General features: G+C 47.9%; 20 protein-coding genes. 10 read left to right on the top strand and 10 right to left on the bottom strand.

The genetic code is table 11. The features are described from left to right. Window positions 1-134: 134 nt before the first annotated feature. From LZD49_RS20170 to LZD49_RS20155, 4 genes are all read right to left on the bottom strand, one after another. Window positions 135-1,175, bottom strand: a complete 1,041-nt coding sequence (locus tag LZD49_RS20170; RefSeq protein WP_234669382.1) for a FecR family protein — start codon at window positions 1,173-1,175, stop codon at window positions 135-137. Window positions 1,176-1,298: 123 nt separating this feature from the next. After that, complete coding sequence (locus LZD49_RS20165; RefSeq protein WP_234669381.1) at window positions 1,299-1,874, bottom strand: RNA polymerase sigma factor; 576 nt, start codon at window positions 1,872-1,874, stop codon at window positions 1,299-1,301. Between the two features lie 164 nt (window positions 1,875-2,038). Further along, window positions 2,039-2,467 (bottom strand): GNAT family N-acetyltransferase, encoded by a 429-nt coding sequence (locus LZD49_RS20160; protein ID WP_234669380.1) that lies wholly within the window; start codon window positions 2,465-2,467, stop codon window positions 2,039-2,041. Window positions 2,468-2,661: 194 nt separating this feature from the next. After that, window positions 2,662-3,057 carry a hypothetical protein gene (locus LZD49_RS20155; protein ID WP_234669379.1) on the bottom strand — a complete coding sequence of 132 codons (396 nt, stop codon included), beginning with the start codon at window positions 3,055-3,057 and terminating at the stop codon, window positions 2,662-2,664. A gap of 601 nt (window positions 3,058-3,658) precedes the next feature. Between LZD49_RS20155 and LZD49_RS20150 the strand changes: the two genes are divergently transcribed. The 5 genes from LZD49_RS20150 to LZD49_RS20130 all read left to right on the top strand — a co-directional run bounded on the left by LZD49_RS20150 (window position 3,659) and on the right by LZD49_RS20130 (window position 8,282). Continuing rightward, a complete protein-coding gene (locus tag LZD49_RS20150; protein ID WP_234669378.1) occupies window positions 3,659-5,497 on the top strand; it encodes a cytochrome-c peroxidase in 1,839 nt (612 codons plus the stop codon). A gap of 6 nt (window positions 5,498-5,503) precedes the next feature. Continuing rightward, window positions 5,504-6,946 carry a metallophosphoesterase family protein gene (locus LZD49_RS20145; protein ID WP_234669377.1) on the top strand — a complete coding sequence of 481 codons (1,443 nt, stop codon included), beginning with the start codon at window positions 5,504-5,506 and terminating at the stop codon, window positions 6,944-6,946. A gap of 75 nt (window positions 6,947-7,021) precedes the next feature. Next, window positions 7,022-7,252 (top strand): hypothetical protein, encoded by a 231-nt coding sequence (locus LZD49_RS20140; protein WP_234669376.1) that lies wholly within the window; start codon window positions 7,022-7,024, stop codon window positions 7,250-7,252. 62 nt (window positions 7,253-7,314) lie between these two features. After that, window positions 7,315-7,752, top strand: a complete 438-nt coding sequence (locus LZD49_RS20135; RefSeq protein ID WP_234669375.1) for a hypothetical protein — start codon at window positions 7,315-7,317, stop codon at window positions 7,750-7,752. Window positions 7,753-7,895: 143 nt separating this feature from the next. After that, on the top strand, window positions 7,896-8,282 hold the full coding sequence (locus LZD49_RS20130; protein WP_234669374.1) for a hypothetical protein: 387 nt from the start codon (window positions 7,896-7,898) through the stop codon (window positions 8,280-8,282). Between the two features lie 12 nt (window positions 8,283-8,294). On the opposite strand, the gene LZD49_RS20125 is transcribed toward LZD49_RS20130, so the two are convergent. Then, a complete protein-coding gene (locus tag LZD49_RS20125) occupies window positions 8,295-8,525 on the bottom strand; it encodes a hypothetical protein (protein ID WP_234669373.1) in 231 nt (76 codons plus the stop codon). Between the two features lie 36 nt (window positions 8,526-8,561). Beyond that, window positions 8,562-8,969: an SPW repeat protein gene (locus tag LZD49_RS20120; protein ID WP_234669372.1), complete on the bottom strand. Its 408-nt coding sequence runs from the start codon at window positions 8,967-8,969 to the stop codon at window positions 8,562-8,564. A gap of 167 nt (window positions 8,970-9,136) precedes the next feature. On the opposite strand from LZD49_RS20120, the gene LZD49_RS20115 reads away from it, so the two are divergent. Further along, entirely contained in the window at window positions 9,137-9,532 is a 396-nt protein-coding gene (locus LZD49_RS20115; RefSeq protein ID WP_234669371.1) for a DUF4345 domain-containing protein, read from the top strand. A gap of 166 nt (window positions 9,533-9,698) precedes the next feature. After that, window positions 9,699-11,369: a T9SS type A sorting domain-containing protein gene (locus tag LZD49_RS20110; protein WP_234669370.1), complete on the top strand. Its 1,671-nt coding sequence runs from the start codon at window positions 9,699-9,701 to the stop codon at window positions 11,367-11,369. A 63-nt stretch (window positions 11,370-11,432) separates the two neighbouring features. On the opposite strand, the gene LZD49_RS20105 is transcribed toward LZD49_RS20110, so the two are convergent. Further along, the gene (locus LZD49_RS20105) at window positions 11,433-13,838 is read right to left on the bottom strand and encodes an ABC transporter permease (protein ID WP_255721088.1); all 2,406 of its coding nucleotides are present in this window, start codon (window positions 13,836-13,838) and stop codon (window positions 11,433-11,435) included. Between the two features lie 327 nt (window positions 13,839-14,165). Continuing rightward, entirely contained in the window at window positions 14,166-14,504 is a 339-nt protein-coding gene (locus LZD49_RS20100) for a helix-turn-helix domain-containing protein (RefSeq protein ID WP_234669368.1), read from the bottom strand. Window positions 14,505-14,787: 283 nt separating this feature from the next. Between LZD49_RS20100 and LZD49_RS20095 the strand changes: the two genes are divergently transcribed. Both LZD49_RS20095 and LZD49_RS20090 read left to right on the top strand, forming a co-directional pair. Beyond that, a complete protein-coding gene (locus tag LZD49_RS20095; RefSeq protein ID WP_234669367.1) occupies window positions 14,788-15,498 on the top strand; it encodes a pirin family protein in 711 nt (236 codons plus the stop codon). Between the two features lie 117 nt (window positions 15,499-15,615). Beyond that, window positions 15,616-16,638, top strand: a complete 1,023-nt coding sequence (locus LZD49_RS20090; protein ID WP_234669717.1) for an LLM class flavin-dependent oxidoreductase — start codon at window positions 15,616-15,618, stop codon at window positions 16,636-16,638. Between the two features lie 161 nt (window positions 16,639-16,799). Here LZD49_RS20090 and LZD49_RS20085 read toward each other — a convergent pair whose 3' ends face one another. Both LZD49_RS20085 and LZD49_RS20080 read right to left on the bottom strand, forming a co-directional pair. After that, a complete protein-coding gene (locus tag LZD49_RS20085) occupies window positions 16,800-17,075 on the bottom strand; it encodes a hypothetical protein (RefSeq protein ID WP_234669366.1) in 276 nt (91 codons plus the stop codon). Between the two features lie 662 nt (window positions 17,076-17,737). Next, complete coding sequence (locus LZD49_RS20080; RefSeq protein ID WP_234669365.1) at window positions 17,738-18,193, bottom strand: PA2169 family four-helix-bundle protein; 456 nt, start codon at window positions 18,191-18,193, stop codon at window positions 17,738-17,740. A gap of 235 nt (window positions 18,194-18,428) precedes the next feature. On the opposite strand from LZD49_RS20080, the gene LZD49_RS20075 reads away from it, so the two are divergent. Next, window positions 18,429-19,034 carry a DinB family protein gene (locus LZD49_RS20075; protein WP_234669364.1) on the top strand — a complete coding sequence of 202 codons (606 nt, stop codon included), beginning with the start codon at window positions 18,429-18,431 and terminating at the stop codon, window positions 19,032-19,034. Window positions 19,035-19,102 lie beyond the last annotated feature (68 nt).

Below are 19,102 nucleotides of genomic sequence, written 5' to 3'. Positions count from 1 at the left end.
GATTTTACAAGCACTCCGATCCATCCGGCCGCAATCCGGGTGGATTTTTTGCTTTCCAGTCCGGAACGGACTGGCGTTAAACAAGGCTAACTATCATTAATATACGTCATCATAAAATATATTCCTTCTGATATTTACTGGCATGATGTTCCTCCATCCAATGTGACCGACCCGTCGGCCTGGAAGGTGTAGGATATTTGATTTACTGCTGCAAGCACTTTGAGAATATGTTCCAAATCTTCGCCGTTTAGAAAAGAGGCGCTGACATGGCACTCTTCCAGCTTTTGATTGGTTAATGCCATCTTCACATTAAACCTTTCACTTATGATAGAGATGGCCTCCCGCATCGTCGTGTTGTCCAGAATGACGAATCGGTCTTTCCATCCTGCAATGAGCCTTGCATTCACATTTTCTTTCGTAAAATCGTTGGTAGATGTGTTGACAACGATCTGCTGATCAGGCGTTATCACATCGTATGTTCTGCTCTGATCCCCTACTTTCACCTTCCCTCTTGTCACCGTTACCCGCACTTGCTGCTTACCCGCAGAGGTGGCAATATTGAAAGCGGTCCCAAGAACCGTTGTTTTGATCTTTCCCGTATGCACCACAAATGGCCTGGCCGGATCATGTTTTACATCGAAAAAGCCTTCCCCGGAAAGTGTAACCTCACGCCCGTCTTTTCCAAAATTATCCTGACTGTAAGTCAATTCACCGCCATTGTTCAGCAGCACCGTACTCCCATCAGGTAGGTGTATCCATTGCTTGTCGGTGAACTTCGCAAGATGCATATCAGCCGCCGGAGCACTGCTCACTTTACGCTCAATGCTTACAGATTCATTACTGGAACGTCCGTTCAAAAACCACCAGGATCCGAATGTAACACCGGCAACAACCGCCGCCGCAGCGAGCCAGCTTTTCATATGTAATACCCTCACTTTCCCAACATTCTCCACGCCGATCCTACTCCTTAGCTTTTCATCATAGATGCTATCCATCCGATTTTTCTCTTCCTCGGAAGCAGGCAAAACCATCTCATTGTGAATGGCTTGTAATATGTCATATCCTATTATATCATCATATTCCCCGGTGCCGATAAGCCGGAATAGTTCAGCTGTCTCGCTTTTTGAAGCAGTCTGATTCAGGTAACGGTTGAGTAAAGTCTCGAATCTATTCATGAATTTTTCGCTGGCTCGCCCGCCAATCCAATGTTAACAGACCGGCTTCAACAACCCGGTTTATGTATAAGAGAATAAAAAGGAAAATGGTAACTAGTGGCTGAGGTTTTTTTTCTCCAAAAATTATTGAAGGAGCAATGAAATCAAATACACTAACCCGATCGTGTATTGTTGCAGGCGTAATTTGATGGATTTAAGCGCAGCTGTGATGTGGTTATTTACGGTACTTGCCGACAGGTTCAGAATTCCTGCAACCATTTCATGGCTCAGCCCCTGAATCTTCGCAAGTTCAAAAGCGCGTTTCTGCTGAGGTGGAAGCTGTTGAAGGGCTTTGTCAAGAAGTTCCTGATAATGGCCGGTAGCATCGGGTTCATCGACGTTCACCCTTTCAGCAAATTCGGAATTCGCTGTTAATTCCTTCGCCAGGTCTTTAATATGTTTCAAACAAAGATTTTTTGTCATGAAGAACAGGTAACTCTGAAAAGCCCTGATTTCCCGAAAATCAGAACGCTTATTCCAAATTGCAAGAAAAATCTCCTGCACGACATCCTCTGCCATGTCGGCAGATTGAAGATATCGGTAGGCTACCCTGTATATGGTGGTTGAATAATGGTCGTACAGCTGCTTATAGGCATTTTCGTCCCCGCAGCTCACCCGAATCAGCAAATCTGCTTCATTAGGTAGTGGTTTCTTATCCAATTCAATGTTGATTTAGGCCTGTCAAAAATATTGAAATAGCCAAAAAAAACAATAAAATACTGATAACATATAACAATAATATAACACGTCGGGCGGACAAACTGGTAAAGTCAGATTGAAGTCAGAGCCGTTGTACAATCAACAGCAGCAAGGCTAATAGCGCATTAATGCAATTCCTTTCGCATTTTGAAATTTGTAATCCATACATCGTGTACCCAATTTGTGTTTTCTGACACAACCCTGAAGCCTTGCTTCTCAAAGAACGGCCGCGCTGTTTTACTTACATCAGATGTCAGTGACATTGAACCGAGCTCGATAGCTCTTGCCTCCAGTTGGCCGTAAATAATTTGAGCAACACCCTGGCGAAGGTAATTTTTGCTGGTGTACATAAAATCGATATAGGAGCCGTTTTCCAGTGAACCAAATCCGGCCAGGTTCCCATCGACTTCCGCGACAATGAAATACTGCGTCTGGATTGCAGCCGTCCACCGTTCCTGGTTTTCTGTGCCCCGCTTCCACGCGTTACGTTGGTCGCGGTCATAGTCGCTGGCACAAGTGTAGTCAATTGTCTCGATGTATAAATTCTGCATCATTGTACAGTCTCCCAAGGTTGCCTTCCGCAGTGTCATTGATCCCACTGGATTTCCTTCTCTCATGATTTGTGCCTTTATGGACGTTGCAGCCCCATAGTTATCTGTATGTCATTTCACCAGTTTGACCGGCGTTGCCGACAGCTGAATAAAGCGGCACTGATTTGCCTTGAAACAAACCAGTGCTCGCTTTATGATCATCTCTCCCTATAAACCTTGAACGTACCTTCCAGCGGAACCTGCTCTTTCCAAACACCCTTTTCGGCGAGCATGGTCTTGAAGCTGCCTTCCACATAGCCACCGGGCCCGTCGAACCGGGTAATGGTGATACTGCCGGCGGGGTATGCGGCATTGCATCCGTAGCAGGTATATGATACCGACTCGAATACCTTATTCTCATAGCCCCGGCCCCGGCACAGCTCGATGCGGTTTTCGGACGAGATCTTGAACTCGCCAATGCCAGCCGGTGCACCTACATATATTTCGATGTAACGGTTGCCCGAGTGGTTGCCGCGGATAAGCAGCTTATCGGCTTCCAGCCGGATACAGCCGGTTGCATCGCAGTCGCCTTTATTGATGGATTTTTCCCCCATAAACTGAAAGGTTAACAACTGCTCAATTCCACCGGACGGCGTTGCGAGTAATGTAAAATTTAAAAACAATAAGTGAAAAATGGTGGTAAGCATCATGGCCAGGTATAGATTGTGGATTAAAAATTAACTGGGAGGTAAATCTAGCTGATTGCTTGGGTGCCCGGAAGACGGAATGTTTTTAACTGCCGGTTTTAGTAGTCAGGCCATCGGGAAATTATCCTGAATTGTGGCCAGCGTCGTTTCGTCGGCCTGTATCACAGGGAAATTTGATATCTGGATCTGCTTAAAGTCCTCAAAACGGTGCTGACCTGCGATGTCGTCGAAATAGATTGTGGGGGACGGTTTTCTGTATGACGAGCAAATAAAAGAAGGAATCGGTACCGACCGGAGCTTTGAGAAAGGCTTATACCATGATTGCTAGTCACATTAAATGGAATTACCTTGCAAGCATATCTGCATCGCACGAAGGAGGATATCTGACGAGCTGCCATTATGCCAAACCGCATTCGGCTTAATGGCTGTAAATCCTCCCTTCCGGTGAGTTAATACTTTCTTAAAAATGGGGTAATGGGCCGCGCCCCTGTTTGCTCGTGATTTGCGTATGAAAAGATCAATAGCCCTGATCCTGGCGATAACCAGCCTTATTTTTTCTGCCTCGACCGTTCGTATTCCGGTTGATTCTTCCATCGGGATTACGCATACACTGGTATATTTCAAGGAAGGGGTTAATGATTTTGTGGTGGCTAATGAAAAATTGTACTCGGCGGTCGAGGGATTGAATGCTGAGCTTTCAACACTCGCTCAGGCACGCGAGGCGCTGGTTGCATGCAGGCGCAGCTATAAGCGGATTTCATTTTTCACCACTTATTTTTTTCATAGCGAAACGCGCTTTTACAATGCGGCCCCTAAATTTGAAGTTGAAGAGCCGACACTGGAGCTGATAGAGCCCATGGGTTTGCAACAGATCGAAACGCTGCTTTTTGACGACGATGTACTGGTCAACAAAAGTACGCTGCTCGTACAATCCGAGGCAATGCTTACTTCCGCCCGGGATATTCGCTCGTTGCTTTACGGCCTTGAAATTGACGACGCCCGGATTCTGGAAAGCGTTCGCCTCGAATTGATCCGGATAGCTGCATTGTACATTTCCGGTTATGATGCGCCATTGCTAAAAACCGGTATAGCAGAGACCATGGACGCGACGGAAGCATTGCAGGCTATCCTGAAACCTTATTTGAAGGCTGATCCGGAGCAAGGCAAACAGCTTAATTCTTTAATGCGTACATCCCTAGACTATTTAAACACCCACCTGGATTTTGATTCATTCAACAGAATGGAATTCCTCACCCGGTTTGCATTACCGATGCAGGAAGAACTGAACAAATTCATTGCCAGGCTGGGGCTAGCGATCAATACAACACAATATCTGAACTACGGGGCACCGCATATTTACAGCAAGAATGCGCTGAAAAGCTGGGCTATTAACGGAACCGATTCGGTGCAAAGAAAGGCGCTGGCAGATTTGGGCAGGACGTTGTTTTTCGATAAGTCGCTGTCGGGAAACGCCTCTACCAGCTGCGCCACCTGCCACCAACCACAGAACTACTTTGCCGATTTACAAAAGAAAAGCCCTTCGCTCGTCCGCGACTCGGTCCTGAAAAGGAACACCCCTACCCTTTTATATGCAGGCCGGCAGCACACGCAGTTTTGGGATGGCCGTGCTGCGAATCTCGAAGATCAAATCCACAATGTGGTTTTTAATCCACTGGAAATGAATGGAAGTGAGGAGTTGAGCAAAAAAGTGTTCCAAAAGGATGAATACAAATCGCTTTTTAACGCTTCATTCCCCGGCAGGCATGTGCGGGATTGGGGCATTAAGGAAGTGTCAGAGGCGCTTGCGGCTTTCGTCGATCAGCTGGGCCCGATGAATTCGCCTTTTGACCGGCATATCAATGGACAGCACACTGCGTTGACAGACCGGCAGGTAAATGGCTTTAATCTCTTCATGGGCAAAGCGCAATGTGGCACCTGCCATTTCCCTCCGTTTTTCAACTCGCTGCTTCCTCCGCTTTTTGACTTATCGGAGGTTGAGGTTCTGGGCGTTACAGCCACGGATGATCTTAAGAGCCCGCTACTCGACCCCGATTTAGGCCGCTTCGATCTGTACAAGATCCCGTTCTACAAAGGAGCTTTCAAAACGCCGACTGTACGCAACGCTGCCAAAACAGCTCCGTATATGCACAACGGTTCCTTTAAATCTTTGGCAGGCGTAGTCGATTTTTACAACAAGGGCGGAGGCAGAGGGTTAGCACTGCCCGTGGAAGAACAAACACTATCCGCCAAACCATTAAACTTGTCCGAAAAGGAGAGCGAAGACATTATCCTGTTCCTCGAATCGCTGACGGATTTTAATCCTGAATACCATTCTCTTTCAAATTAATCCAATATGAAAACAGTCAGAATTTTACTTTTCACCCTACTCTTTCCATTATTATCCATTGCCCAGGAGACCCAACCCGCCAAAAAACCGGCGTCTAAGAAAAAAGGGCCATTGGGAATCCAGGCCGATCTGCTCAGGGGACCTTATCTGCAAATGGCGACACCGACCAGTATGACGGTACGCTGGAGAACCAACGTGTATGATCGCAGCCGGGTAAAGTATGGTCTGACAAGCGACAATCTGAATATGCAAACCGACGACTCCACGCTGGTCAATGAGCATATCGTGACTTTGAAAGGCCTCAAACCGTCCACAAGGTATTATTATACAGTGGGTAACCTGGCCGACACCACTTTGCAGGGCGATGAGGACAATTACTTTTATACCTTTCCTGAAACGGGCAGTGATCAGCCGATTCGCGTTGCCGGTTTCGGGGATTGCGGAAATAACTCCATCAACCAGCGGGCGGTAAGGGACCAGGTTGTCAAGTACCTTGGCGATAAATATCTGAATGCGTGGATTTTAATGGGTGACAATGCATATTCGGACGGAACAGATGCCGAGTTCCAGGCAAAGTTCTTCAACCTATACAAAGACAAGATGCTGAAAAAGTATCCTTTGTATCCTGTGCCTGGAAACCACGATTACCATGATTTTAATTCGTCCCCGGCCAATGACCAGAACAAAATAGCCTATTATCAGAACTTTTCCCTTCCAACGAACGGCGAAGCGGGCGGTGTGGCCTCCCACACGGAGTCATACTATTCCTATGACCTGGGTAACGTCCACTTTCTTGCCCTGGACTCCTATGGGCCCGATAAAAAAGGGCAGCACCTATTCGATCAACTGGGTGAGCAGGCCGAATGGGTCAAAAAAGATCTTCAAGCCAACAAGAACAAAAAATGGGTCGTGGCCTATTGGCACCACCCACCCTACACGATGGGTTCGCACGATTCGGACAAGGAATCATTGCTGGTTAAAATCAGGGAGAATTTCATCAAAATTCTGGAAGACGAAGGGGTGGACCTCATTCTTTGTGGTCACAGCCATGTGTACGAACGTACGAAGCTTATCAAGGGATATTATGGAAAAGAGGCAGATTTCGATTCCAAAAAACATGAGCTCAGCACATCGACGGCCTTGTACGATGGTAGCAAGAACTCGGCGCCGTATTTGAAAAGCAAAACCAACACCGATGGCACCGTATACGTCGTAAGCGGGTCGGCCGGCGCATTGGGCGGGCATAAGGAAACCTATCCGCATAATGCCATGTACTATTCCAATAATGAAGTGGGTGGCGCAGTGATGCTGGAAATAGAAGGTAACAGGCTGGACCTGAAATGGATTTGTTCTGATGGGAAAATTGGCGACCACTTTACCATGATGAAGGACATCAGCAAAAACGACGAAAAAATACTGAAACAGGACAAAATGCTTCCAAAGCAATAACAGGCCGTCACTGGCATAATTTTCGAAGGCCGTCGAACCGTTTTGACGATTTGCCCATTTTTACGGTCTCGATTTATGCCATTTCTTCGCTTATCCCAAATTTACCCGACAGCATTTAGTCTGCTCATTTTAAACAGTCCCGGCCATTGCCAGCAGGCCGGGACAGAAAAATTCAACAAAAAGGTCATCGCCAATGGCCTTTCCGACCCGTGGGAGATCATATTCGGGCCGGACCTTCATTTGTGGGTGACGGAATCAAAAGGTTACCGCGTGCTCAGAATCGATCCGGCGACCGGTGCCAAATGAAGCCGCTTTTGGCACGCTTTTTAAAGCAGCGCGCGATCAATACCATCAAACAAAAACCATTTATGAAAAAGTTAATCATGGCTATCGTTGCGTTAGCCGTATCGACAGCGGTCACTTTTGCACAATCCACCACCAATTCGACTAATCCGAACATCCGTTCGGACGATACAAGTAAACAAAACACATCGTCTGACAGAAGTACAGTTGGCCCACGCAATACCAGCGATGGCACCGGACACAGGCGGCAGGGCAAACCCGAAAAGGCCACGCAGGCTGGCAGGGCAAGCAATGCGGGTAGCAGGAGTAATGCAAATAATGAATCGAAGGTAAGTACGGGTGGCAAAGCCACCCAAGGGTACCAGTCGAAAGGCACAGCTGATCCTGCCAACCAGCCGGCCCAAAGCCGGATCGGTACGCGCCCATCGGGAGACAGCAGCGCCGTCCGCAAAGGTGGCGCCAAGAAGGGAGGTGACATAAAGCCGTCGCAGCAAAATGATTAAAAACAGGTGATTGTTGTTAGAGTTCGTTTCAGTAAACAAACAGGCTTCGAGCTATGCTCAAAGCCTGTTTTCTTTTTTACGATGGAACGGTTTTTATAAGGCGGCTGGCTGCTTAACTGATTATTTACTAAAATCACAAGTCAATGGAAACCAAAACAATTTATATCGCAGCAGTACTGCTTCTTACAGCTGGCGCACTCTCGGCGCAATCCACCTCAGGCCAGACCAAACCCAAGCAATCCGGTTCGGAGCAAAAAAGCACGGCCACAGACGAGGCTGCCAAGCCATCTAAAGGTAGCAAATCGAGCGCCATTACCAGTGAGGCTACCACCGGCACACCTCCTACCCACATCGACAAAACCAACAGCGTCCCCCCTGCTAGCAACCCGCAAAATACGGGCGTGAATGCAGCAAACAGGAAAAAGGCTGACTCCACAGTTCAGGGGCGCCTGGATAGAAACGGCAACGCATCGAAGAAACAGGGTCAGCCGTCTCCCAAACAGCAGGAGCGAGAAAAAGCACAGCCTTGAAAAGGACAGGCCCTACCTTTCAGGTTCGTCGGAATTTGTCGTATCCCTGCCCGGTAGGGTCAATTTTTGCTCGTCACTGTTTTCGATATCCTTCCTTGTACTAACCGGGCTGGTATCTTTCCCTACAACGGACGTGTCAATTGGTGTTCCCGTTCCCGCCGCTTCTTTTGCATTATCGTTTTTTGTGCAGCCCACCACAAGGAGCGAGGCTATTATCAAGGTTGCGAATGTCTTGGTTTTCATCTTTACAAATTTTTAATGAAAAATATGAAGACCTGTTTAAAAGGTAGAACCGTTCACACCGTCGGCATTGGGGTCCACCACTGCATGCGCATTGTGGTCAGGCGAGTACTTTGTCGTCAGTAGCCCGGCAGATATCTCGAACAGACCCATGATCAAATGGGGTAAATAGACCTGATCTGCGAACCCAAATAGCCACGGCGATGCTGCCAATAGCGCTCCGGTCAATATGTCTACGATCAGGTGAATCCGCATTGGGATACTTCTTATCATGCCTCCTTCATAATCGGTAAAAATTGACATGGTAAGAGCCGTCGCAGCTACCGCAATTACCGTCCATACCGCCGGCACCGACTCGGTAAAATCGAAAATCCATGGAGATGCCAAAAAGAAGATTCCTGCGATATAGTCGATCTTGGCATGCATACTTGTGCTGAATACTTTCATTGCGAGCGGAATTTATGGTGAGTAATTGTCGGCATTTGAACAGCCGTAAACGTCAGAGCAGCGCCACTGTAAAAATCCGTTCCAGGCCAATGCTATTGGTACGGTTTTTATCATTCCGCCGTGCGGTATTATTGGGTTAACGAGCTGACGGGAATCAGCGAGACATTATGAAAAAAAGTTCTAGTAGAAAGCTACTGCAAATTTCACTGGCGATTTGTGCACTGGTTCCTATTTTTACCGGCCTGCTGGGTATGGCCGGAAATAATAACCCAATTTATCCCGAAGCCGAACGGCCTGCCGGTCTGCTGCTGGATAGCAATCTTCGTTTTCTAAATGGCCTTTCGGTCGGCATCGGAGTTTGCACTCTGTCGATTATTCCCGACATAAAAGGAAGGTCCACAGAATTGAGGATCATCTGCACTGTCATATTTTTCGGTGCGATCGGCCGCATACTGTCAGTTGCCAGTTTCGGATTTCCACCGCCTCCCTTCGGCATTGTTGCGTTTTTCGAACTAATAATCCCTCCGTTGCTCGCATATTGGCAATCCCGGATTGCCAATTGAGTGACACGGGCTAGCCATAATAAAGAAGATAGGCGAATGGCGACCAAAGGATTCGGCAAAAGTGCCGAATCCGAAGCGATTTAAATAGTTAGAAGTAAGTATTTCGGGACCAGACAGATATAGGGATTTTTGTGCACAACAGCCCAACTTCTTATACCCGTTTTTTATGAAACCGCCCCTCAAAAAATCGCTTCTCCCATTCATTTTTCTTCTTGGCCTGTTGTGCCCATATCTTCTCAAAGCGCAATGGCAGTCCATTGGCAGCGAAGGATTTTCCACAGGTACTATCTTTCGGAACAGCATTGCATTCGCATCGGACAATACGCTGTATGTAGCCTATTCCGACGCTGCGAATGGTCAGCGTATAACTGTGAAGAAATTCGTTTCGGGAGCGTGGACAACCGTCGGAAATACTGCGTTTGCGGGAGGTCAGGGCGGGCAGATATGCTCTATGGTACTTACCAAGGCCAATATTCCATATGTGGGCGTAGTGAGCGGGACCGATCTTCAGGCGTCGGTATGGAAGCTGAACGGCAGTGTCTGGGAAAAAGTAGGAACCGACATTTCGGATAATATGGCCGGCGGCATTGAAATCGCGATCAATAGCGCGGACGAAGTTTACGCGATGTATAAGGACGAGTTTCGTTTGGGTAAGGCAACTGTCAAAAAGTACAATGGTGTCGTCTGGGAAACAGTGGGCGCTGCCGGTTTTTCTGAGGACGGCATTCAATCGTTTGATTTTGCCATCGACGGCAACGGTATCCTTTATGCTGCCTACGAAGACCTTGCCCATTCGCTCAAAGGAACTGTTCAGAAATTCAACGGTACAGCCTGGGAGGTTGTAGGTACTGCGGGTTTTACAACAGACTGGGCCAAATGCATTTCACTGGCGATCAAGAGCGATAATGTCCCTTATTTTGCTTTCCGCGACTCAGGTACTTTCAATCGTGCCAATTGTATGTGGTTCAATGGCACAGCATGGGAACTGGTTGGGCCTGCTACGGGCATTTCACCTTCTGCGATAGATAATCCCGGCGGGTACATTGCGCTAACTTTTGACCGCAACGACAAACCTTATCTTGCCTACCACATTAATTCAAGCCCTTTTTCAATCACCGTAAAAAGCTTTTCCGGCACGACCTGGGACCTGGTGGGCATCGCGAATTTCACCGGCACTACCGTGGGGGACCTGAGCATCGCCATGGACGCATTCGATAATCCATACGTGTCTTTTCAGGATGGCAGAAACGGTTTTAAAGCAACAGTTGCAGCATTTATCGTCAATAATCCCATGCCTGTGAAGCTTACGGCTTTTACCGGAAAGTACATACCATCGGAAAAAGCCGTGTCCCTCGAATGGACAACTTCGGAGGAGTCAAACAGCGACCGTTTTGAAATTGAGGCTGGTGCCGAACCAACCAAGCTGCATAAGGTTGGTGAAGTTGCCGCCAGAGGAGAACATACAGGCATTACTAACTATGTTTTTTCAGATCGTGAAACAGCAGGGAGCACACTGTACTACCGCCTCAAGCAGATCGACCTCGACGGCAGTTTCGTTCATTCCAAAATAATCAGCATTTCAAAACCGGACAGCGATGATCTCCTAGTATTAGAAAATCCCGTCCGGAACGATATAATCAGGATCAACACCAGCTACCAGCAGGGCAAAAAGGTAAAGTTGGAACTCCTGAATACTTCGGGACAGCTGTTAAGGAAATGGGTAATTCCTTCTCAACCGGAATTCCGGCTCGACGCTAGCGGACTGGCTTCCGGGCTCTATATCTTGAAGTTTGAAGATCAGGATGATATCCGGAATATACGGGTCGTGAAACAATAGGTAAACGTCAATACCCGCAGAGTCTGGAAAGCCAAATCCGGCCAACAGCGAAAGGTTTGCTTATCATTCGCTCCGCAATGATTTCACTGGATTCATAAGGGCCGCTTTCACACTTTGGAAACTTACAGTGAGCAGCGCTACGGCAATAGTTGCTATTAACGCCAGCAGAAAAATGACCGGACTGAGAGAAATCTTATACTCAAAATTCTTCAGCCAGCTGGCCATTACCCACCACGCCACGGGCGTGGACAATACAAATGCGACGCTAACTAACTGTATAAATTCCCGGCTGAACAGCCACAGAATACTACTCACGCTGGCCCCAAGTACCTTTCGAACGCCAACTTCCTTCGTTCGTTGCGCCACCATGAACAAGACAAGCCCATACAACCCCATACAACCAATAAGCAAGGCAATTCCGGCAAAGAAGTTGATGAGCCTACCCATCGTCTGCTCCTGCTGGTAGGCTTGCTGAACCTGATCATCTACAAATTCCGCGTCGAAAAAGCTATCGGCATACACTCGATTGTAGGCCCTCTCCAACTGACTCAACGCCCGGCTGTAGTGGGTGGAACGCAGCTGAATGTTGGCCGAATAAAAGCCACTGGCCAACGTGGTCAGAAACAGCGGCTCGATCTTTTTCCTGAGGTCCGACTGATTGTAATCTTTCAAAACACCGACAATTTCCAGGGGAGCAAAACCACCTTTATGCAAGAACTTGCCCACCACATCCTCTGGTCGGCGGAAGCCCAGCCGGTGCATGAATGTTTCGTTGATGAGCGCTTCGCGCATCGTGTCGGAAGGTTGCAGGTTGCGTCCGGCAGCTAATTTCAAACCATACAAACCCACATAATTGGCATCAATCCAGGTCTGTTGCGGTGCATATGGCTCTTCACCAGGGCGGGTGTCGAAGCGGACGCTTGTTTGGCTGGTCCAACCCGACTGGGGAGGTCCGCCCATTGAGTAGCTGAACTGGCTTACATCGGGCAGAGCCGTAGCCAGGTTACGAAATGCACTCATTTTACTAAGATCCTGCGCCGGCAGGTTCGGCAGGCTCACCCTCAGGATAGCCTCCTTGCGGAAGCCCAAATCCTTCGTCTGAACATAGCTAAGCTGGTTGGCCACAACAATCAACCCGACGATGAGCATTTGAGAGATTGCGAACTGCGTCACAACCAGTCCCCGTCTGAGAGAAAAACCACCTACTTGCTGCGTGGTGAGCTTTCCAGCTAATGCAACTACCGGACGGAAACCCGCCACGACCAACGCCGGGTAAAGACCCGCCAGCAAAATGACCATCGCCACCAGAAGGAGCAGCCATCCTATTACCGACGGTGAAAAGTAGAATGTAAACCGGAAAGGGCCGTGCAGGTAACTATGTGCCAGTGTATGACCGTACTGAAATATAACCATCGCCAAGGCCACGGCGGCTAGCACAATGAGCGTTGTTTCGCCCATGAATTGCCAGAATAGCTGGGTTTTTGTACTGCCCAATACCTTCCGGACGCCTACTTCCCGTGCCCGGTTGAGCGCTTGTGCCGTAGCCAGGTTCACAAAATTGATGCTCGCCGTACCGATCAGCAATAGGCCAATCAGCGCCAAGGACAGTAACAACCCCCGGCTAACACCCCCATATTCCGCCGATAAGTGCATCGTGCTGAAGGGTATGGCCGGGTAGGACGTTTCCTTAATGTTCTTGGGATTATATTTTTTGACGAACGATCGGACCTGTTGGTTCCAATCAGCAGCCGTAAAGCGGTCGTTGAAAAGGGCGTAACAGTGGGTACTGCCATTGGTATTGTCAAAGGGTTGATCTTCGGGGCGGGCACCGAGCTGCTCTTTTACTGAGCCCCAGGAGGCCATAATCGAGTAAGCCAGATCGGTATCATCCCGGTAGTCGGCGAACACACCTACCACGCGGGCAGGAATACGGGCATCCAGCCGGACCGTCCGGCCTATCACGTTCGTTGTCGTACCAAAGCATTTGCGGGCCATCTCGGCGCTCATAACCACGGTGCCCGGCTGGCCAAGGTCATCCGGGCCGCCCGCTATCCAGTTGTAATCGAAGATGCGGAAATAGGCCGGTTCAACAAACGCGCCCTCGTGACTTTTGTCCTTAATTTTCTTATCTGCCTGGTTTGGAACGGGCACTACTACCAGAGGTGAGTACCACTCTTCCAGCATGGCAACGTGTTCAAGACCGGGATAGTCGTTGCGAACTGCCTGACCGAGTGGATAAGGGACGCCCTGAATATTGAACTGACCGGAAGACGATGTAAATCGGGATGTGAATTGATAGATCCGGTCGTAATTTCGATGGTGACGGTCGGTTTGGTAGTGGAAGCGAACAAGCGCAAAAATCAGCAGTGCACAGCCTATTCCAAGTGCCAATCCTGTTATGTTAATGAAAGCGTACGCTTGATTCTTGCGCAAGTTTCGCCAGGCGATTTTAAGATAGTTTAGTAGCATATTCGTCAATCGTGATGCTTTGGTTACACCCAACAGAGGTTTCCTACCCTACTGATTCAATTATCATACCACTATCCTAAAACTAGGCTATAATGACCGGAAGGCCGTTAAGCTAGCCGAAATGTACGATTTCGGACAATGTATGTCCATTATTACAAGGCTTATAAAACATATTTTCTAGAGACGATTTCTGCTGACGGGAATCATCATTTGTCAGGAAAGCGATGCATTCCCCTGGATGGTAATTTTGACAAGCCGGTTGACAACGGCGTCACGGCAAGTACATAACCGTGGCAGACAGGGATTGGCGTTTTTCCTGACTTCAAACTATTGAAATATTTCCCTGCGGTGGTTGAGCCCCCAATCCCGCATGGCTTCGATAATCTGACCAAACGTGCGGCCATAGTCGGTAATGGAATACTCGACACCAATGGGTTTAGCGTCGATCACGGTGCGGTCCAGGAGTTTGTTTATTTCCATATCCTGCAATTCTCTGGAAAGCATCCGGGGCGAAATGCCAATTTCCTGAGCCAGGGCTTTGAACCGGTAGGGCCGCTCTTTGAGTGTCAGTAGAATCAGCACCTTCCATTTTCCTCCGATCAGATCGAGCGTATCCTGTACAGCCCTTCGGTTGCGGCTGCATTCCTGTTTGCTTAATTGCTCCATGCTACATTTTATTATCGGTATACTATATGTAACCGATAACAAAAGTATATCATATCAGGCTTATCATTGCACATTAATGTAGAACAGATAGATATGGAAACTTACTTATGGATTTTACGGGCTGTTTCACCCCTGTTTTTCCTGATGCCCGGCATTAGGAAACTTAAAATGTGGCAAGAAGAAATGGTCAGAACAGGCAATATCACCCAGGATCAATCGGTGTATTTCCCCCGATTCATTGGTGCATTGTTGGTCACAGTAGCTTCACACATCTTTTGAAACCATGAAAATCCAAATATTAAAATCGGCAGACCGCGGACAAATGCGGAACGCAGTATTCGAAGGCTGCACCTTGTTCAGCAACGGAATGACCAGTACGAAGCTGCCGCAGAGCTTCGGGGCACTCTATGTTTTTAACGATGATATCCTGTACCCGAAAAGCCATCTGGGCATGCACCCGCATAAAAATGTGGAGATTGTTACGGTGATGATTTCCGGCACCGAATCACACCGGGATACACTGGGAGCGCATGAGGAGTACCATGCCGGTGATGTGCAATTGATCAGCAGCGGAAAAGGTTTACATCATGAAGGGGGCAATGTTTCGGATACCGACAATGCACGACATTTGCAGATATGGGTGGCACCCCGCGAGCTTGATTTGATGCCGTCGGTGCAAGTGCTAAAATTCGGGCAAATGTCTGACAGAGCAGGAGAGAAACTGCTCGTTTCGCCGGATGGTGCCGCCGATTCGTTGACGATCCACCAGGATGTATGGATATATCAGACAGGCATTCAACAGGATCGCCCCTACACATATCGATTAAATGATGGTCAAAACGGGGTACTGATTTATGTGCTTCAAGGAGGCGTTACGATCAACGGCGTTGAATTGCAAAAGCATGACACGGCCTTTGTTACCGACACCAACGCTCTGGCAGTGAGCTCCCTGTCGGCCACCTCAGATATGATCCTGACCGAGACCATTCTTTAAGAGGTTGCCTTATCTCCCCCAAACACGTGTAAGGGTAATTTAGGCGAAACATATAAAGTGAAATAATCTTTTAAATTGCAGACTGATTCTGAAAAAATACGAACCTGGGGACGCTTGATGAAGAAAATAGGATTTTTATCGTTCGGGCATTGGTCTAACCACCAGGCTTACAGGACCCGGACAGCGAGTGACACGTTGCTTCAATCTATTGACCTGGCGGTTGCTGCCGAAGAAATCGGTTTAGACGGCGCTTATTTCCGCGTACATCATTTTGCAGCTCAGTTAGCATCGCCATTCCCTTTGCTTTCCGCTATCGGTGCCAAGACAAGCAAGATAGAAATTGGGACAGGTGTAATCGACATGCGTTATGAAAATCCACTGTACATGGTGGAAGATGCCGGCGCTGCGGATTTAATTTCGGAGGGGCGACTGCAGTTGGGAATCAGTAGAGGTTCGCCGGAACAGGTAATCGATGGGTGGCGCTATTTTGGGTATGAACCTGCTGACGGAGAAACCGACGGAGATATGGGGCGTCGCAAGGCGTTGGAATTCCTTGATAAGCTCAAAGGTGTAGGATTTGCGCAGCCAAATCCGTACCCGATGTTTCCGAACCCACCGGGCTTACTAAGGCTGGAACCATACTCAGAAGGACTGCGGGAACGTATTTGGTGGGGAGCCGCTTCTAATGCCACTGCTGTTTGGGCGGCCGAAAACGGAATGTACCTTCAAAGCTCAACTTTAAAAATCGATGAAAGCGGCAAGCCCTTTCATGTGCAGCAAGCCGAGCAAATCAGGTTGTATAAAGAAGCCTGGAAAAACGCCGGACACCAGCGTGAGCCGAGAATTTCGGTAAGTCGGTCTATTTTTGCTTTGGTGACCGATCAAGACCGCTATTTCTTTGGCCAGGAAGCCGATCGGCGCGACAAAATTGGAATGATTGAACAGGACAAACGCGCGATTTTCGGTAGAAGTTATGCTGCGGAACCAGAGCAACTCATAAAACAATTGGCAGAGGATGAAGCCATTCAGGAAGCGGACACGGTTCTTTTGACAATACCCAATACATTAGGAGTTGATTACAACGTGCATGTGCTGTCTTCCATTTTAAAGCATGTGGCCCCCGGACTGGGGTGGCGCTAATCTTGGCCTGGCAACAATTGCCATTCTTTTAGATTGTGAAAGAATGGCAATTGTTGCTTTTGTCCTGCCAGCGCAGCTGAGCACGCAGCGCAGTAAATGTCATAGCGATTGTTATTTGTAATCTGGAAAGCCTGCTTATTAAGTTGACAGATGCAATGATGCTACATAGCACTTAAAATACGCGCTAATAGCGAGATGATGATAATAGCGCCGGTTGTCCAGACCTTAACTTTCCAAGGACGATACCGAAGTGCATAGAAGATTCCAATAGTCAAACCAATCGCAATTAAAAACGAAATAAGATGGTGGCCAAATGAATTCTCGTCACTATGCAGTACCGTTCGGAGTAGTAACCGGAAAATTGAATCCAGGCTGAAAAAATTCAGCATATAAAGCCACAAACCCCATTTTTTCTCTCGCTGCTGCGTCTGTTCCATATATCAGTTACTCTCCAAAATACAACCAAGCGACATCACACGGCCCGAGAAAGGCCAGCGCCCCGGGCGCAGAAATATACTTCTATTTGCAAGTCTTAAAGAACCCGATCCAATTTAAGCTTTTTCTATTGTTCTACCACTAGTGGAAGTCACTGTCATTTGATTGCCAAAGTACCGTACAACGATCATCATTCGCCCTGGGGTGCCTCCGGACCAAGAGCGTTTAACTGTATGGTATGGACGGAGGATCAAACTATTTCATCCGAAAGGTTATAAACTACCCGACCTGCGGGGCTATTTGTAACCGGCGCAGGCAAGGTGCCTGTGGGCACCGTATTGGAAAGTCCCAAGACAGGACTTCCGGTTAACCCGGTCATTACCACAACTGACGGAGATCATACTCATATGAGACGTGGAGTCAAGGCCGGTTAATGTTTTTGTAAACTACATCATTCGGTGTGAATGGTCATAATCTTATGATATCCATTTAGTTTGAGCTTTCAATGCTGTCAGCTCTGCCATATGCTTAATTTCCAGCAAACTGTCTTCGATGTCTTTTTTGCACCGACGATCTTTTGTGTGGATGTTACTAAAAGAAGAGCCGCCCTTTACAAGGCAGCTCTTCTTTGGTACTTTACAACTAAGCTTTTGCTATGTTACAATTAAGCTTTTGCTACGTCGCGTAAAGCTTTGATCTTGTCGTGTGCCGCGTTGATCCCCTGCGCCTGGCTTCTCACAATTTCCTGCGCTTGCAAAGGGAGTTCGCTGCTGCTCAAAGCATCCTGATATGCTTTTTTAATCGCATCTTCACCACGTTCGGCTTCCGACAAGATGCTAGCCCGATCGCTTCCGCCAAACAAGGATTTCACGTCGATCCACACCCGGTGCAGCGCGCCACTAACACTTTTATCGTCTTCCAGATGCGGGGCAGAACCGGCTATTGCAGAAAGCTCCTGCACATTTTTACGGCTTTGCTGGGCATATTCTGCAAAGAGCGTTTTCAAATCTACATTTTCATCATTGATATCTTCAATCACTTTGTCAAAGCCAGCTACCCGGTCATTATTAATTTCAATCAGATCGCTGAGGATACCATTTGCACTTTCAATAGTTGCCATGTTGATTATAGTTTGTTTCAGCCAAACCCGAACGAATACCGTGCCAGACATTCAAGTTTGCATGCTGGCCCAGATGCCGAGAAAGCTTTTGATAGTATCACAGCGCTGGGCTGAGCTCGACGTATGTGCAGCGTAACCGCCTCCGTTTGCTCAATAGTTCTACCGTTTGCACAAATGCCTCCTGTTGAGCTTTGATTTCCATTTAGTTTTGGGCAAATCTATAAACCAACAGGAAATGAAGCGTTTAAACTATTTTAGCTTGCTCTTATTCATTTGTCTAACGTTTCCGTCTTTCGGGCAGGAAAAGCTCTGGACAGAAACAGACCGTCAGTTCACCATCGACCAGTTCAATCGGACCCGCGATGAATTGGTAAAAGAAACTGAAAATCTCACACCCGAACAATGGGCATTTCGCGAGTCTGCGGATCGGTGGTCTATCGGGGAAATTGTGGAACACCTCGCCTTATGGGAAATTATCTGGGCGCGGGAAATCAGCATGGGGACGCGGAGTAAGCCGCAACCGGAACTGAACAAATCGACCAGGCCCGACAGCTACTATTCGGAATTTATTATGGAAACAAATCCCCACGTGGCAGCAGATATTTCCGTTCCGACAGGTTTTATCAAAGGAAAGGATAATCTTAAGTTTTTTCTGAGCCGCCGTGAGCAGAACGTTGCGTTTTTAAAAAAGACAGAAGTAGATATGAGGGCACACTTTGAGCTGACAGCTACGCCGAACCCAAGAAATATGCATCAGGTATATATCTATCAATGGGGGCATGTTGACAGACATTTAAGGCAGATCCGGAAAGTAAAAGCGGACCCAAACTTTCCGAAGTAGATATTATTTAAAAAACATCGGCGGCTTGGGGCATCTTGCAGATGGAAACCCTTCGGGCCCGCCCAGCA

The organism is Dyadobacter sp. CY261 (assembly GCF_021440085.1).
Classification (GTDB): Bacteria; Bacteroidota; Bacteroidia; order Cytophagales; family Spirosomataceae; genus Dyadobacter.
Note: the sequence above shows the minus strand (reverse complement) of the source record. Positions and strands in the feature narration are given on the sequence as shown.